The organism is Caulobacter sp. ErkDOM-E, assembly GCF_048541895.1.
Classification (GTDB): Bacteria; Pseudomonadota; Alphaproteobacteria; order Caulobacterales; family Caulobacteraceae; genus Caulobacter.
On the sequence record NZ_CP183331.1, the window covers coordinates 1066739 to 1083339 of the forward strand.

Here is a 16601-nt window from a genome sequence, read left to right on the forward strand (position 1 = left end):
GGCGTTGCGCCATAACTGGAGCATGATGTCTCGCATGCGTTCGTTCCCTCGCCGGGCAGTCGCCCCGATCCTCGCCACCCTGCTGGCCGGCGCCGCTCTTCCGGCCCTCGCCCAGGTTCAGGTGCAGTCCCTGGCGCCGCCGGACCTGTTCTCGACCGCCGCCGCCCAGACCGACCTTGGTCCCGACCTCTGGACGGGCACGGCCCCCGACATCGCGCGCGATGTGTTGCCAAGGCTGGCCGCAAGGCCGCTGTCGCCGGCCTTTGCCGACCTCGCGCGGCGGGTGCTGGCGACCGGCGCCAACGGACCTGCGGGCGTGGGCAATGATCCTGATCTAGGCGCGGCGCGGGCCATGGCCCTGATCGCCCTGGGCGAAGCCGCCGGCGCCGACGCTGTGCTTGATCGCGCCCCGGGCGTGGCCAACAGCGCTGCGCTGTCCCTGGCGGCGGCGGAGGCTGCCCTGATCCGCAGCGATGACGACAAGGCCTGCCGGATCGGCGAGGCCCTGACCGCCGATCGTGGCGCTGGCTACTGGCTGCGGCTGCGGACCTTTTGCCAGGCGCGGGCCGGCCAGGACGATGCCGCCCAGCTGACCTTTTCCCTGGCCCAGCAACAGACCAAGGATGCTGACTATGCGCGCCTGATGGGCGCCCTGCTGAGCGGTACGGCGCCAGGCGGGGCCAACCTGCGCAACGGGATCAACTACGCCCTGTCGCGCAAGCTGGGGCTGGATATCGCAGCGGCCCTCGCCACGGCGTCGCCCGCCGTCAAGCCGGCGATCACCCCGCCGGGTCCGCCGCCGCCGCCCCTGGCGGGGCTGGACCTGACGGCGCAGGAGACCTCCGACCTGGCCTTCCTGCGCCAGGCCAGGGGGCTGCCGGCCTTTATCGAATCCGCCAGGAGCTCGGCCCCGTCGATCGCCATACTGGCTAAGGCCCAGGCGCCGCTGCGCGATCCGGTGCTGTTCGCCCGCGCAGCCCTGGTCGCCGGCGACTTGCCGACCGCCCAGCTGATCCGCTCGCGCCTGACCCAGGACCAGATCCCCGGCGCGACGATCACCGACCTGGCCCTGCTGGACGCCATGATCTCGGCCGCTTCGGGCAGGCCCGACAGCCAGACCCTGGACCGGCTGGTCGAGCGCGGCGCCCAGAACGGCGCCAAGTCGCCGGCCCAGCCTGCGGCCCTGCTGCTGGCGTCGCTGGGCGGGGCGATGAGTCCTGAGGCGCGTGGCCAGTTCGCCAACTTCGACGTGGGCCGGGCGGCCGGCTCGACCGCCAGGCTGGTGCTGATCGACGACGCCGCAGCAGCCGGGCTCAAGGGCGAGACCGCGCTGCTGGCCCTGTCGATCGCCACCGAGGCCGGCGCGGCGGGCCCCGCGCCCGCCGACCGCGCCCGGATCGCGCGCGGCCTGGCCCGCGTCGGCCTGGTGGCGGACGCTCGCGCCGTGGTGGTCGAGGGGCTTCTGGCCCTGCAGCTGACCAAATGAGCGCCGCCGGCTGGGTCGACGCCTTCCTCGAGATGATGGCCGTCGAGCGGGCCGCCGCGCGCAACACCCTGACGGCCTATGGCAAGGATCTGGAGGACGCGCGGGGCTACCTGTCCCGCGTCGGCGGCGATCTCGACGTCGCCTCGGCCGAGACCATTGAGGCCTATTTCCAGGACCTGGGCATGAGGGGCCTGTCGCCCGCCACTGCCGCCCGCCGGCGCTCGGCCGTGCGGCAGTTCTATCGCTTCGTGCTGGAAGAGGGCTGGCGGTCCGACGATCCCTCGCGCCGCGTCGTCGCGCCCAAGGCCGGCCGTCCCCTGCCCAAGGTGCTGTCACGCGGCGAGGTCGACGCCCTGATCGCGGCGGCGGCCGGCAAGGACGGCGGCCAGGGTCTGCGTCTGGCCTGCATGATCGAGCTGCTCTACGCCTCGGGCCTGCGCATCTCCGAACTGCTGTCCCTGCCGCTCAATGCCCTGGCCCGCGATCCGGCCTTCCTGACCGTCAAGGGCAAGGGCGGCAAGGAAAGGCTGGCCCCGCTGAACCCTCCCGCACGAACAGCGGTGAAGGCCTATTTGGAGGCAAGGCCGCAATTTCTGCCAAAGGGCATGAAAGACAGTGCGTGGCTGTTCCCCTCGCGGGGCGCCTCGGGCCGGCTGACCGCCAGGCGGGTCTCGCAACTGCTGGAAGACGCCGCCATCGCCGCCGGCATCGACCGCCAGAAGGTCAGCCCCCACGTTCTGCGCCACGCCTTCGCCACGCATCTGCTGGAGGGCGGGGCCGACCTGCGGGTGATCCAGACCCTGCTGGGCCATGCCGATATCGGCACCACTCAGATCTATACCCACGTTGCGGGCGACCACCTGGCCCAGGTGGTCAAATCCAAGCATCCGCTGGGCCGCAAGGGCTAGCGCCGCCTTGCGCCGGGCCGCCGGCCTCTTTAGGAAGCCCCTATCCACTGTAAGGACTTCCCCATGTCGGACGAAACCCGCGACAGCAACGGCACGATCCTGGCCGAGGGCGACAACGTCACCCTGATCAAGGACCTCAAGGTCAAGGGCTCGGGCGGCGTCACCCTGAAGCGCGGCACGCTGGTCAAGAACATCCGCCTGACCGGTGACACCGACGAGATCGAGGCCAATGTCGAAAAGGTGCGCGGCCTGGTCCTGCGCGTGGAGTTCGTCAAGAAGGCCTAACTTAACCTTGGCTTGCTAGGTCTGGCCTCCAGACAGGCGGAGAACCGCCGCAGGAGGCTGGAAGGCCGATGGTGACGGTGAAGACGCAGGCGGGCGCTTTGGCGCTGATCGCCTATGGCAAGACCGCGAAGAACCAGGCGGCGACGGCGACGGCGGTCGCATCACCGGCCCCCAGCTCGCCCGAGGCCAGGAAGGCGGCCGAGGCCGCCCAGGCGCTCGACAGGCTCAAGAGGGAGCAGCGGCTCGGCAAGAAGACCGCCATCGGCGACGCCAAGGGCCGGGCCAGGGCCAGGCTCCAGCAGGTGGTCGAGCGGCTGCAAATGCTGAAGAAGATCTACGCCAACGACCCCAAGGCCATGGCCAAGGCGTTGGCCGCGGCGGCCAAGGAGCTGAAGGCGGCCGTCAAGGACTACGGCAAGGCCGCCAAGGAATCCGGCGAACTCTACAGCCAGGGCTTCGCCATCCTGCCCGACGCCGCGACCGATCCCGAAGGCGCTGCGAACGCCCGCAAGACGATCGAGGACGAGGCCAAGATGGACGTCCAGGGCGATCAGGCGTTCATCAAGATGACCCGCGAGGTCAGCCGGGCCCTGAAGGACGAGCTGCAGACTGCCAAGACCAAGGGCATCCTGACCCAGCCGGGCAAGTTCGAGCGCTCCGAAGAGGTCAAGGCGGCCGAGGACGACCTTAAGGGCCTCGACAAGATGACCGAGGATCTGGATCAGCAGGTTCGCCAGGACATGCCGCCCGGCAGCCTTCTCACCCTGGCGGCCTAGCGAGTTCGGCGGCGACTCCAGGCCGCAATGCTGGTGGCTCGCGATGACTTGAGGCCGCTCAGCGGCGCGGTGCGACCGTCTGGGCTTCCGCAGGGCCGTCCCAGGCCCCATCTTACGCGCGCCGGCGTCGAAGCGCGCCGTCCACTCGGACAAGGAGCTGCACCATGAAGACCCGGAAACTCGGCGACGGTCTGGAGGTCTCGGCCATCGGCCTGGGCTGTATGGGAATGAGCTGGGCTTACGGGCCGGCGCCGGAAAAGGCCGAAACCTTCAAGGTGCTGGCGCGCGCGGTCGAACTGGGCGTCACCTTCTTCGACACCGCCGAGGTCTATGGTCCTTTCGTCAATGAAGAACTGGTCGGCGAGGGGCTGAAGCCCTTCCGCGACAAGGTCGTGATCGCCACCAAGTTCGGCTTCAAGATCGCCGCGCCGGATGAGAACGGCGTGCGCCGCATGGTCGGCGTCGACAGCCGCCCCGAGCACATCCGAGAGGTCGCTGAGGCTTCGCTCAAGCGCCTGGGCGTCGAGGTCATCGACCTGCTGTACCAGCACCGCGTCGACCCCAATGTGCCTATCGAAGATGTCGCCGGCACGGTCAGGGACCTGATCGCCGAGGGCAAGGTCAAGCACTTTGGCCTCTCTGAAGCCGGCGCGGCGACCATCCGCAAGGCCCACGCCGTGCAGCCCGTTGCGGCCCTGCAGAGCGAATATTCGCTGTGGACGCGCGGCGTCGAGGCCGAGATCCTGCCGACGATCCGCGAGTTGGGCATCGGCCTGGTGCCCTACAGCCCGTTGGGTCGCGGCTTCCTGACCGGGACCCTGACCACCAACGCAGGCCTGGCTAAGGACGACTTCCGCCGTGGCCTGCCGCGCTTTCAGGGCGAGGCCCTGGCCAGGAACCTGTCGCTGGTCGAGGCCCTGACCCTGATCGCCGGCGAAAAGGGGATCACCCCCGCCCAGCTGGCCCTGGCCTGGCTGCTGCATCAGGGGGCCGACATCGCCCCGATCCCCGGCACCACCAAGATCGCCCGTGTCGAAGAAAATGTCGGCGCGGTCGACGTGGCCCTGACGCCCGAGGACCTGTCGCGCATCGCCGCCGCCGTGCCCGAAGCGGCCATCGAGGGCGAGCGCTACAGCGAGGCGGGCCTGGCGATGGTGGGGCGCTAGGCGTGCGGGAAGCCATCGACACAGGCGGTGGCTTTTCCTAACTAGGCTTTGACGTTCCCGGCTCGAACCTTTCGCTTGAGACGTCTTCCAGCAAGTCCGGTCGCGAGCGGGTTCCTTCGATGAGCAAGATGAATTTCGCGATCTATTTCGCGAGCGATGGCTACTCGACCGACAGCAAGATCATGGGGCGGCAAAGCGCCGGCAAGGCGCTGATCAAGGGCGTGGCGCGGCGTTGGCAGGCTGACGCGGTCCATGGCTTCGGCGCGCGGACATCGGGTCCCACCATGCTGCAGCAGCTTCGCGGCGACGGCTTCACGGGCGCCTTGCAGTGGACGTCTCCCCCCGGAGATCGAGCTCTGCACGATCTCGGCGCCGTCTATGTCCCAACGCCGCCGACAGCGCCGTTCGCCCACGCGCGCAATACGCAAGGTCCAGCGGCCTACAGCTTGATTGGCGTGACGCATACCCTGTCCTCTGCGGGCGCCATGGACCAGATCGCGCAACTGGTTCTGCCGCCGTTTCAGCCCTGGGATGCGCTGATCTGTACGTCGACCGCAGCCCACCGCGTTGTCTCAAAACTGCAGGATGAGCTCAGGGCCTGGTTCTCGGAGCATACCGGGGCCACACGGTTCAATCCGGTGGCGCTGCCCGTCATTCCGCTGGGTGTGAACGTTGCGGATTTCGCACGGGACGATACGCAGCGCGCCGCCGGTCGTACCGCGCTTGGCCTTTCTCCAGACGAGGTGATGTTCCTTTTCGCCGGGCGGATGACCTTCCACGCCAAGGCCAATCCCGTCGTCTTCTATCAGGCGCTGGAAGACAGCTGCCGACGGACCGACAAGAGGCTGGTTTGCGTTGAGGCCGGCATCTATCCCACGCCGGGTGTGGCCAAGGCCTTCGAGGAAGCGCGGCGTTTTCTGGCGCCGAGCGTCAGGTTTCTGCAGATCGATGGCCAGGACAGCGATCTCTATGACAAGGCCTGGAAAGCGGCGGACGTCTTCGTATCCCTGGCCGACAATATCCAGGAGACGTTCGGCCTGACGCCGATCGAGGCGATGGCCGCCGGCCTTCCGGTGCTGGTCAGCGACTGGGATGGCTACAAGGACACCATACGCGACGGGGTCGACGGCTATCGTGTTCCGGTGACCCTGCCCGCCGCGGGGGCCGGGGCGGACCTGGCCCTGAACTATGCCCTGGATCGCGACACCTATGACTTCCATATCGGCAGGGTCAGCATGGCGACGGTCGTGGATCTGGCGGTGCTGACCGACCGGTTGATGGCCTTGGCCGAGAGCCCCGACCTGAGGGAAAGGCTGGGCGCAGCCGGGCAGGCGCGGGCTCGGGAGTGCTATGACTGGCCGGTCATCCTGGGGCGCTATGTCGAGATGATCGACGGCCTGGGCGAGCTTCGCAGGGGAGCAGGCTCGCCGCCGCCCGCCCTGTGGCCGAGCCGGCCCGATCCGTTTGACCTGTTCGCTCACTATCCGACCGGCAGCCTGGACGAGACCTTGACCGTTGAGGTGCATCTTGAGCGGGCCGAGGCGATCGAGACTTTCCTGGAACTTCGCGTGGCGCGCTATGTCGTCGATCCCGTGACCCTGCCGCGAGACACCATCGTCGCGCTGCTCCGGCAGGCGGCCGAGCAGACCAGCACGGTCGGCGTGCTCGTCAGGGGCGCCCAGGGCGTTGATCCGATCAAAGTGCGTGCCTTGATGTGGCTTTACAAGCTGGGCCTGGTGAAGCTCGGGTCCTGAGCGAGACGTCAGGAAATCGTCGTCGTCCGCACATCCACCGCCCCATCGCAGGCCCCGCAACGCACCACGGGAACCAGGCGTGCGCCACAGGCGTGGGTCAGGATTTCCGGCGGGCCGGCCTCGCCCGACAGCCAGCGGTCGCCCCAGGCCATCAGGGCGGCGATCAGCGGGAAGAAGTCGCGGCCCTCACGGGTCAGCCTGTAGTCCCAGCGTTCGGGACGGGTCTGATAGAGGCGCTTTTCCAGCATGCCGCGCTCGACCAGGCGTGAGAGGCGGTCGGTGAGGATATTGCTGGCCACCTTCAGTTCGGCCTGCAGGTCCTTGAACCGGGTCAGGCCATAGAAACTGGCGGCGACCAGATGGGCGGTCCAGCGGTCGCCCAGCACCTCGATCGAGCGCTCCAGCATCGGGTGCAGCGGCGTGCCGCCGGCGCCGTCCGCGCCCTGGGTGTCGCTGACCCGGCGCGAATGGCGGGCGCGGGGGGCGGGTTCCAGACCGGCGCCGGGACCGGGCGTCAGGGTGATGTCGCGCACCTTCACCGGCGCGGCGCAGGCCTGGCAGACCAGGACCGGGCGCAGAGGTTGTCCACAGGGGCTGTGGATAATTTGGTGCGAAGGACAGTCCGGGTCCAGTCGCCAGCGCATCTCCCAGCCCAGCAGCATCAGGGCCGAATCGTAGAGGTCCTTGCCCATGGTGGTCAGGCAGTACTCGTGGCGAACGGGTCGAAGCTGGTAGGGGCGCTTTTCCAGCACCCCGGCCGCCTCCAGCCGTCCCAGGCGGTCGACCAGCAGCGAGCGGGCCATGCCGGTCATGGCGATGAAGCCGTCGAAGCGCTTGACGCCCATGAAGGCCGCATAGAGCAGCAGCAGGGTCCAGCGGTCGCCGATCAGGTTCAGTGCACGGGCGGCCGAGCTCTTGCGGACGAGCGTCGGGAGCCGGGTGGCGGCTGGTGCGGTTGAGACCATGGCGCTTGGTGCGGCGCCGCGCGGCGGGCTGTCAACGCTGGGCATGGACTCCTCCGAAGTCACTTGTATAGTCGGACTGACTGGTGAGCAGCATGGGAGGCGGCCTTGGTCTATGTGCTGGGCGGATGGCAGAGTGACTTCGCGGCCAATTGGAGCCGCCAGGGCCGCGACATGGCGGACGCCTTTGGCGAGGCCGTGGGCGAAGGCCTGGCCGCGACGCAGCTGGACCCCGAAGAGATCCAGACCGGCCATGTCGGCAATTTCGCCGGCGAGCTGTTTGCGGGTCAGGGTCTGCTGGGCGGCATGTTCGGCCAGGTGCATCCGGCCTTTGACGGCCTGCCGACCGCTCGCCACGAGGCCGCCTGCGCCTCGGGCAGTGTCGCCATCCTGGCGGCCACCGCCGAGATCGAGGCTGGTCGCTATGATCTGGCCTGCGTGGTCGGCATCGAGCAGATGCGCAATGTCCCCGGCCAGAAGGCCGCCGAGAACCTGGGCAGCGCCGCCTGGGCGGGGCACGAATATCAGGACGCCAGGTTCCTGTGGCCGGCGGCTTTCTCAGATCTCGCCGAGGAATACGACCGCCGCTACGGCCTGAAGTATGAGCACCTGATGGCGATCTCGGAGATCAATTTCGCCAACGGGCGGCGCAATCCCAACGCCCAGACCCGCGACTGGCGGTTCGGGCCCGAGGCCTTTACCGAGAACGACGAGACCAATCCCGTGGTCGAGGGCCGCACCCGCAAGCAGGACTGCGGCCAGGTCACCGATGGTACGGCGGTGGTGTTCCTGGCCTCGGCCGAACGCGCCAGGGCCTATGCCGACAAGCGCGGGATCGCGCTGGAGAGCCTCCCGCAGATCAAGGGCTGGGGCCATCGCTCGGCCCCGATCAGCTATGCCCGCAAGATCGAGAACAGCCGCAACGAGCCCTATGTCTTTCCGCAGGTTCGGCGCGCCATCCTCGACGCCCGCGCCCGCGCCGGGATCGCACCGGACGTCTCCGGGATCGACGCCGTCGAGACCCATGACTGCTTCACCGCCACCGAATACATGGCCATCGACCATCTGGGCCTGACCGCGCCTGGCGAGAGCTGGAAGGCCATCGAGGCCGGCGACATCGCCATGGGCGGCAGGCTGCCGATCAATCCGTCCGGCGGCTTGATCGGGGCGGGCCACCCTGTCGGCGCCACCGGCGTGCGCATGACCCTTGACGCCTTCAAGCAGGTAACCGGCGCGGCCGGCGACTCCCAGGTCGAGGGCGCCAGGACGGTGCAGACTCTGAACATCGGCGGATCCACCACGACGACCGTGAGTTTCGTGGTGGGGACCTAGCCGAACGGAAGGTCCTCCCCCATTGGGGGAGGTGTCGGCGAAGCCGACGGAGGGGGCAAGCTGGAGGTCGGCCGCGTTGGCCCCCTCAGTCGCTCCGCGACAGCTCCCCCGAAGGGGGAGCATCTAGTTTATCAGGACACCCATGACCCCCATCCTCCAGCTTCTCGCCATCAACGCCGCCGTCTCGGCCGCCGCCTTTTTCGGGCTGTGGCTGATCGGTCTGAAGCTGAAGGATGTCAGCTTCATCGACAGCTGGTGGGGCCTTGGCATGGGCCTGATCGCCCTGACCTCGTGGCTGCAGATGGGACCCACGCCGCACGGCAACCTGCTGCTGATCCTGTGCGGGATCTGGGCGCTGCGGCTGGGCGGCTACCTGCTGTGGCGCTGGCGCAAGAACGGACCGGACCGCCGCTATGTGACGATGATGGCCCTGGCGCAGAGCGAGCGGCAATGGAGCTTCGCCAAGGCGTCCCTGCTGCTGGTCTTCGCCCTGCAATACGGCCTGCAGTTCGTGATCGCCCTGCCGGTGCAGCTTGGCCACGGCTCGGCCGCGCCGCTGGGCGCTCTGGCCTTTGTCGGCGCCGCCATTGCGGTGGTCGGGATCGCCTTCGAGACCATCGGCGACGCCCAGCTGACCGCCTTCAAGGCCAAGCCGGAGAACGCCGGCAAGGTCATGGACAAGGGCCTGTGGCGCTATACCCGCCACCCCAACTATTTCGGCGACGCCTGCGTCTGGTGGGGTCTCTATCTGATCGCCGCCGGGACGGGCCTGGGCGCCTGGACCCTGCCGGCCCCGGTGCTGATGACCTTCCTGCTGACCAAGTGGAGCGGCGTGCCGACCGTCGAGGGGCGCATGCGTCGCAAGCGCCCGGACTATGAGGCCTATGTGCAGCGGACCTCGGGCTTCGTGCCGTGGTTTCCGAAGAAGGTTGAAACCGCAAAATAGCTTTGTCATCCCGGCCGCAGCGAAGCGGCGCGCCGGGACCCAGGGGCAAATGCAGTGCAGTGGCCCTGGGTCCCGGATAGCCTCTGCGAGGCTTCCGGGATGACAGGATTTTTTAGGCGCGCAACATCGCCCGACCCGCCCAGACGCTATGCGTCCCGCTGCTCAGCTTGTGCGGCAGAGCAATCCGGCAGACGACCTCGAAGCGCTTGGCGTCGACCAGTACGCACTCCGAGGTTCCCCGGTTCTCGTCGATGATGAAGCTGACCAGATAGCCGTCATCCTCGTCCACCGCGCCAATGCGCGGCGCGAACGGCGCTTCGCTGGCGTAGCGGCCCTCGGGCAGCTGGATCGACCAGCTTTCGCCGGTTTCCAGGTCGTGCTTGACGAAGCCGTTGAACAGGAACCAGCCCGGCTTGGCGGTGGTCGAATAGGCATAGCGATAGGGCTTGCCGGCATATTGCTGGTTGAACATCCCGAACTCGAGAATGCGCTCGTCCAGATGGCCCTCGGTGGTCTCGCCGGTCTTCAGGTTGAAGCGCCAGCGGTGCAGCTTGGGCCGGAAGCTGTGCTCGTCCAGATAGGCCATCAGGTGGCCGTGGCCGTCGGGCGCGTCTTCCAGCGGGCGCGGGGTGGGGTTTTCCTGGAAGTAGCCGTCCAGCACGATCTCGTCGCCGTCTTCATAGGCGTTCAGCCAATGCAGCACATAGGTCGGCGCGGCCTCGAACCACTGCACCGGCCCGCCATGGCGCGGCACGATCCCGAACCGCGAGGGCACGCCCTTGTGCAGGCGCACGGCGTGGATGTCGCGCTCCAGCAGATTCTGGTCCCAGAACACCGGCAGGTCGTTGAGGATCGAATAGTTCTTGGTGAAGGCCATGTCGTGCGGCAGACGCGGACCCGGCAGGTCGATGGCCTGATAGGTGGTGCGCTTGCCCGAGGCGTCGACCACGCCGTAGTGCATGTAGGGCGCGTGCTTGGAATAGTTGAAGAACAACAGCTCGCCGGTGGCCTCGTCGACCTTGGGGTGGGCCGAGACGCCGTCCAGCGGCGCCCAGGCGGCGACGCCCAGGTTTTCAAGCGTCAGCGGATCCAGCCGATAGGCCTCGCCGCACTGGTAGAAGGTGGCGATGGCCTCGCCGCCATGGACGACGATGTCGGTGCTGGCGGTGTCCTTCAGACCGCCATGCGCGCCAAAGCCCGGGCGCTTGGAGGTGCCCGGTCCGTCGGCGAGGCCGCCCCACAGGCTTTCACCGACCTCCTGCTCGGCCTCGAAGCCGCGCGTGCGGATGAAGCGGTTGCGGTAGGTCGCCTGGCCGTCCTTGAACTCGATCTGGTGGACCATGCCGTCGCCGTCGAACGGGTGATAGCGGCCCAGCGGCGCGTGCACGGGGTTTTCGGTGTTGCGCAGATAGACGCCGTCGATGTCGGTCGGGATCGCGCCCTCCAGCACTTCCAGGTCCCAGGCATTGACCTCCTCGTGCTGCGGCGTCCAGGCCCCGGTCATGTAGGGGTGGTTGGTGTGACCCAGCGAGGTGACAACGGGCGGCAGGCGTTCGATCTTCATGGCAGACCCCATCAGAGATAGGTCAGCTTACCGCCAGTCAGTCTTGTTGTGCAAGTCAGTGTGGATCAGCGCGCCGCGCTGACCCGCCAGATCACATTGCCCACATCGTCGGCCAGCAGCAGCGCGCCGGTCTTGTCGATATTGACCCCCACCGGGCGGCCCTGGGCTTCACCCTTGGCATTGAGGAAGCCGGTCAGGAAGTCCTCGGGCGGGCCGGCGGGCTTGCCGTTCTGGAATGGGATGAACACCACCTTGTAGCCGGACTGGGGCTTGCGGTTCCACGAGCCGTGCTGGCCGATGAACACGCCGCCGCGATAGCGCTCGGGGAAGGTCGCGCCCTCATAGAAGGTCAGGCCCAGCGAGGCGGTGTGCGCGCCCAGGGCGTAGTCGGGCTTGATCGCCTTGGCGACGAGGTCAGGCCGGGGCGGCTTGACGCGGGTGTCGACCGTCTGGCCGTAATAGCTGTAGGGCCAGCCATAGAAGCCGCCGTCCTGCACCGAGGTCATGTAGTCGGGAACAAGGTCGTTGCCGATCTCGTCGCGCTCGTTGACGGCGGTCCAGAGCTGGCCGGTGACCGGGTTCCAGCCGACGCCGACAGGATTACGAATGCCCGAGGCATAGACCCGGCTGGCGCCGGTGGCGATATCGACCTCAAGAATACCCGCGCGGCGCTCCTCGGCCGCCATGCCGTTCTCGCCGACATTGCTGTTGGAGCCGACGCCCGCATAGAGCTTGGTTCCGTCCGGGCTGGCGATCAGGCTCTTGGTCCAGTGGTGGTTGATCGGGCCAGCGGGCAGGTCGGCGATCTTGCGCGCTGGAGCAGCGATGCTGGTCGCGCCCGCCACATAGGGGAAGGCGACCACGGCGTCGGTATTGGCCACATAGAGCGTCTCGCCGACCAGGGCCATGCCGAACGGCGAGTTCAGGCCGGTCAGGAACGGTGTCTTGACCTCGGCCACGCCGTCGCCGTCGGCGTCGCGCAGCAGGGTGATGCGATTGGCGCTGGGCACGGTGGCCCCGGCCTTGCCCATGATCTGGTTTTCCGCCCAGACACGGATATCAAAGCCCTTCTTCTTGGCCTTGGGCGGACGATTGCTCTCGGCGACCAGCACGTCGCCGTTGGGCAGCACCAGCATCCAGCGCGGATGATCCAGGCCAGAGGCGAAGGCCTGCACCCGGAAACCCTGGGCGGCGATCGGTGTCGCGCCATTGGCCCAGCGGTTGACGGGCGAGACCTTCACCGTCGGCAGCAGCGTCTTGGTCGGCGCGGGCAGGGCGGGGTCGGGACCATAGCCGGCTGCGGCGTTCTGGGACTCGCTCTGGCTACAGGCGGCCAGCGCCGTCAGGGCGATGACCGTAAGCGCTGCGGGGTGACGAAGACGCGACATGGAATTCTCCCTGAGACCTGATGGTAACGCCTCAAAGCGTTCCGCGTTCTTTGGCGGACGGGTCCTGCCCAGAGGCTAGACTATTGTTGCGACACGTCGAGCTTCCCCAGGGTCAGTCGGCCCTCAGCACAGGGGCGGGACGTCGCGACAGCGCCTGGGCCGCAGCCAGCAGGCCGCCGACCGCCGACAGACCCGCCGCTCCGGCCAGCAGGGCCATCACCCCGGCCCAGTCGATGCTCCATTGCGCCTTGAACACCAGCACGACCACCGGCCAGGCGGCGGCCAGGCCCAGCAGCACGCCCGCCGCGCCGGCGATCAGGCCGACCGCGCCATATTCGACGACATAGGCCGACAGGATCTGGCTGCGCGTGCCGCCCAGCACTTTCAGCGTCGCCGCCTCGCGCGCCCGGGCTCGCGCCCCGGCCGCGATGGCTCCGGCCAGGACCAGCAGCCCCGCCAGCCCCGCGACGGCCGCCGCGCCGCGAATGGCCAGGGCCAGACGATCGAACAGGCCGGCGGCGGCTTCCAGCTGCTCGCGCACGCTGATGACATTGACGGCCGGGAAGCTCTTGCCCAGGGCGCGGGTCAGTCGGGCTTCGGCGGGGCGGTCCATCTTGGCGATGGCGATATTGCGCAGCACCGCGCCTTCCAGACTTTTCGGGTCCAGGATGATCGAGAAGTTCGGGCCAAAGCCGCCGAACTCGACCTTGCGCAGCACCGCGACCTTGGCCTCGAGATCACGGCCCAGAACCGACAGGGTGATGGTGTCGCCGGCCTTCAGGCCCGCGCCCTGCGCCAGTTCGACCTCCATGGCCACCTGCGGCGGGCCCGTATAGCCGGCCGGCCACCAGCGGCCTTCGACGATGCCGGCGTCCTTCGGCTCGGCGTCGAGAACCGACAGGTTCACGTCGCTGTCGAAGGCCCAGCGCTCGGACGCCTTGATGGCCTGCAGGTCGATGGGCTTGCCCTTGAGCGCGATGATGCGGCCGGTGGCGAAGGGGATGCGCAGATAGCTCTGGTCGTCGAGACGACCGGCGGCGCGAAAGACCTCGGCGTCAAAGGCGGCGACCTCGTCGCCGGGGATCTCGGTGAAGACCATGGCCGGGGCGCTTTTGGGGGCGACCTCGCGGACCTGAGCCAGCAGGGCCGACTGGATCAGCACCACGCAGGCCAGCAGGGCGACGCCCAGGCCGATGGCCGGGGTCGCGGTGCGGGCGGCCGAGCGGGGGCCGGCCAGGTTGGCCAAGCCGATACGGATCGGGCCGCGCGCCAGACCCCGGACCTTGCCGGCCAGCCAGGCGGCCAGCAGGCCCAGCGCCCAGAGGGCGACGAAGGCCACGGCGACGCCGGCGATCATGATCCCGGCGGCGATGGGGGTGGGGGCGGTGGCGACGGCCAGGGCGGCGAGGCCCAGGCCGCTCACGGCTGCGCCGATCGTCTCCAGTCCGAACGGCGCGCGCACGCCCAGGGCGCGGCGAAACAGGGCCGAGGGCGGGGTGGCGCGGGCGCGGGCCAGCGGGATTAGCGAAAAGGCCGCCGCCGCCAGCAGGCCAAAGGCGCCGGCCTTGACCAGGGGCAGGGGATAGACCGCGAAAAGGGCCGGGATCGGCAGGGCGCTGCCGGCGATCTGGCCCAGGATCAGCGGCACGATGGCGCCGATCACCAGACCGATTAGCACGCCCAGGGCGGCCAGCAGTCCGATCTGGATCAGATAGGTGTTTCGGATCAGGGCCCCATCCGCGCCCAGCGCCTTGAGCACGGCGATGGAGGGCTCGCGCGTCGCCAGATAGGCCGAGACCGCCCCCGCCACGCCCAGGCCGCCGGCGACCAGCGAGGCCAGGCCGATGAAGCCGAGGAAGTATTCCAGCTGGTCGATCAACTTGCGCGCCCCGGGCGCGGCGTTGGAGCGGTCGCGCACGCCAAGGCCGGACTCGCCGAAGGTCTTTTCCAGCTGCTTGCCGGCGACGACCGGATCGACGCCGTCGCGCACCGCGATGCGGGCGGCCTGGTCAGACGGCAGGCCCGGCGCCAGCAGGCCCGTCGGGTCCAGCAGGTCGCGACGCACCACCACGCGCGGGCCGAGCACGAAGCCGCGCGCCACGCTGTCGGGTTGGCGGATCATCACGGCGCGAACCACCAGGGTCAGGGGACCGGCCTCGAATGTGTCGCCGATCTTCAGGCCCAGACGATCCAGCAGGGCCGGTTCGACCGCCGCGCCCGGCAGGCCGTCGCGCGTGGCAAGAGCCTGCGCCAGGCTAGCCGCGCTCTCCAGCTCGACCTTGCCGGCCAGGGGATAGGCGGCGTCGGCGCCGCGCAGGTCGACCAGCCGGCGTTCCCCTGATGGCGCTTGGGCCATCACCCGCACGCGGGCGGTGTAGGACACCGTGCCCAGCCGCGCGAAGGCCGCGCGCTCCTGTGGGGTGAAGTCGCGGTTCTCGACCGAGGTCGAGATATCGCCGCCCAGGATTTCCCGCGCCTGCGAGGCCAGGCCCTGGCGGAAGGCCTCGGCCGTGGATCCGGCCGCCGCGATGGCGGCGACGCCCAGGGCCAGACAGGCCAGGAAGATGCCAAAGCCCCGGACGCCGGAGCGCAGCTCGCGGGCGGCGAGGCGGAAGGAAAGAGCGCTCACGCAGCGGCCTCAACAACCTTGCCGTCGGCCATGCGGACGATGCGGTCGGCGCGCTGGGCCAGCACCGGGTCATGGGTGACCATCACCAGGGCAGCGCCACACTCGGCCAGGAGGTCGAACATCAGGTCGACCACCGAGCCGGCGTTGCGGCTGTCGAGATTGCCGGTGGGCTCGTCGGCGAACAGCAGGATCGGCCGCGCCGCCAGGGCCCGGGCCAGGGCCACGCGCTGCTGCTCGCCGCCCGACAGCTGGTGCGGATAGTGGGTCAGGCGCGAGGACAGCCCCACCTTAGCCAGCCAGTCGCGGGCGGTGGGCAGGGCGTCGGGCGCGCGGGCGATCTCCAGTGGCGCGGCGACGTTCTCTTCGGCGGTCATGTTGGGCAGCAGGTGGAAGCTCTGGAACACCAGGGCCGCGCGGCCCCGGCGCAGGCGGGCGCGGCCGTCCTCGTCCAGCCTGGCCAGGTCCTGACCAAACAGATTGACGGTTCCCGAGGTCGGGCGCTCAAGCCCGGCGGCCACGGAAATCAGCGACGACTTGCCCGAGCCGGACGGCCCGATGATCGCCACGCGCTCACCCGCCGCCACATGCAGGTCGACGCCGCGCAGGATATTCACAGGGCCTGCGGAGGAGGGCAGGGTCAGGGTCACCGACGAAAGGGCGAGCGGCGCGACATCGGCGGTCATGAAGTTTCCTTGTTTCGTGCGTTAAATTTGCGAACCCCAACCCCACATAGGGACTCATGACGATCTTCACACGGCCTGCCCCCACCCGACGCGGGACCATTTTTGGATTTGGCGCGGTGTTCGCCGTTTCGACCGGTGCGACGGCGGCGGAGAAGCCTCCGATCGTCACCGTTCTGGGCGACTCGATCACCGCCGGCCTGGGTCTGCCCGCGCGCGACGCCCTGCCGGCGCAGCTGCAGAGCGCCCTCGACCGGATGGGCGTGCGGGCGGCGGTGCGCGGGGCGGGCGTCTCGGGCGACACCAGCGGCGGCGGCCTGGCGCGGGTCGATTTCAGCGTCGGCGCCGACACCGCCGTCTGCGTAGTGGCCCTGGGCGGCAACGACCTGTTGCAGGGCGCAGACCCCTCGCGGACCAAGGCCAACCTGAAACGCATCATCGAAAAGCTGAAGGCCCGCCGCATCCGCGTGGTGCTGGCCGGCGTGCGGGCTCCGCCGCTGATCGGGGCGTCCTATGCGCGCGACTTCACCGGCCTCTATCCGGCCCTGGCGCGCGAGACCGGCGTGGTCTTCCATCCGGACTTCGTCACCGGCGTGGTCGGGGCCCAGCGCCTGATGCAGCGCGACGGCATCCATCCCAATGCTGCGGGCGCGCGGGTGATCGCCGAGCGGCTGGCCCCGACGGTGGCGACCGCGCTGCGAACCACGATCTAGGTTCACAGCGCG

The 16601-nt window shown here is 69.0% G+C and carries 14 protein-coding genes; 9 read left to right on the forward strand and 5 right to left on the reverse strand.

The features are described from left to right. Positions 1-34: 34 nt before the first annotated feature. From ACN2C7_RS05310 to ACN2C7_RS05335, 6 genes are all read left to right on the forward strand, one after another. The gene (locus tag ACN2C7_RS05310) at positions 35-1486 is read left to right on the forward strand and encodes a hypothetical protein (RefSeq protein ID WP_419320282.1); all 1452 of its coding nucleotides are present in this window, start codon (positions 35-37) and stop codon (positions 1484-1486) included. Then, positions 1483-2394, forward strand: coding sequence for a site-specific tyrosine recombinase XerD (locus ACN2C7_RS05315; RefSeq protein WP_419320284.1), 912 nt, complete (start codon positions 1483-1485; stop codon positions 2392-2394). Before ACN2C7_RS05310 ends, ACN2C7_RS05315 begins: the two co-directional genes overlap by 4 nt. A 63-nt stretch (positions 2395-2457) precedes the next feature. Then, positions 2458-2679 carry an alkylphosphonate utilization protein gene (locus ACN2C7_RS05320; RefSeq protein ID WP_419254417.1) on the forward strand — a complete coding sequence of 74 codons (222 nt, stop codon included), beginning with the start codon at positions 2458-2460 and terminating at the stop codon, positions 2677-2679. A 68-nt stretch (positions 2680-2747) separates the two neighbouring features. Continuing rightward, positions 2748-3455, forward strand: coding sequence for a hypothetical protein (locus ACN2C7_RS05325; RefSeq protein WP_419320286.1), 708 nt, complete (start codon positions 2748-2750; stop codon positions 3453-3455). A gap of 164 nt (positions 3456-3619) precedes the next feature. Then, positions 3620-4621 carry an aldo/keto reductase gene (locus ACN2C7_RS05330; protein ID WP_419320288.1) on the forward strand — a complete coding sequence of 334 codons (1002 nt, stop codon included), beginning with the start codon at positions 3620-3622 and terminating at the stop codon, positions 4619-4621. Positions 4622-4740: 119 nt separating this feature from the next. Further along, on the forward strand, positions 4741-6375 hold the full coding sequence (locus ACN2C7_RS05335) for a glycosyltransferase family 4 protein (RefSeq protein WP_419320290.1): 1635 nt from the start codon (positions 4741-4743) through the stop codon (positions 6373-6375). A gap of 8 nt (positions 6376-6383) precedes the next feature. On the opposite strand, the gene ACN2C7_RS05340 is transcribed toward ACN2C7_RS05335, so the two are convergent. Then, on the reverse strand, positions 6384-7340 hold the full coding sequence (locus tag ACN2C7_RS05340) for a winged helix-turn-helix transcriptional regulator (protein ID WP_419321409.1): 957 nt from the start codon (positions 7338-7340) through the stop codon (positions 6384-6386). Positions 7341-7445: 105 nt separating this feature from the next. Here ACN2C7_RS05340 and ACN2C7_RS05345 point away from each other — a divergent pair, with 105 nt between their 5' ends. Both ACN2C7_RS05345 and ACN2C7_RS05350 read left to right on the forward strand, forming a co-directional pair. Next, positions 7446-8669: an acetyl-CoA acetyltransferase gene (locus tag ACN2C7_RS05345; protein WP_419320292.1), complete on the forward strand. Its 1224-nt coding sequence runs from the start codon at positions 7446-7448 to the stop codon at positions 8667-8669. Between the two features lie 142 nt (positions 8670-8811). Next, entirely contained in the window at positions 8812-9615 is an 804-nt protein-coding gene (locus ACN2C7_RS05350) for a DUF1295 domain-containing protein (RefSeq protein ID WP_419320294.1), read from the forward strand. A gap of 112 nt (positions 9616-9727) precedes the next feature. Here the strand turns inward: ACN2C7_RS05350 and ACN2C7_RS05355 are convergent, their stop codons facing one another. From ACN2C7_RS05355 to ACN2C7_RS05370, 4 genes are all read right to left on the reverse strand, one after another. Then, complete coding sequence (locus ACN2C7_RS05355) at positions 9728-11179, reverse strand: carotenoid oxygenase family protein (protein ID WP_419320296.1); 1452 nt, start codon at positions 11177-11179, stop codon at positions 9728-9730. 65 nt (positions 11180-11244) lie between these two features. Then, a complete protein-coding gene (locus tag ACN2C7_RS05360) occupies positions 11245-12567 on the reverse strand; it encodes a PQQ-dependent sugar dehydrogenase (protein ID WP_419320298.1) in 1323 nt (440 codons plus the stop codon). Between the two features lie 112 nt (positions 12568-12679). After that, the gene (locus tag ACN2C7_RS05365) at positions 12680-15196 is read right to left on the reverse strand and encodes an ABC transporter permease (protein WP_419320300.1); all 2517 of its coding nucleotides are present in this window, start codon (positions 15194-15196) and stop codon (positions 12680-12682) included. Further along, on the reverse strand, positions 15193-15879 hold the full coding sequence (locus tag ACN2C7_RS05370; RefSeq protein ID WP_419320302.1) for an ABC transporter ATP-binding protein: 687 nt from the start codon (positions 15877-15879) through the stop codon (positions 15193-15195). The genes ACN2C7_RS05365 and ACN2C7_RS05370 overlap by 4 nt, the downstream gene beginning before the upstream one ends. 56 nt (positions 15880-15935) lie before the next feature. Here ACN2C7_RS05370 and ACN2C7_RS05375 point away from each other — a divergent pair, with 56 nt between their 5' ends. Further along, a complete protein-coding gene (locus ACN2C7_RS05375; RefSeq protein ID WP_419320304.1) occupies positions 15936-16589 on the forward strand; it encodes an arylesterase in 654 nt (217 codons plus the stop codon). The last annotated feature ends 12 nt before the right edge of the window (positions 16590-16601 follow it).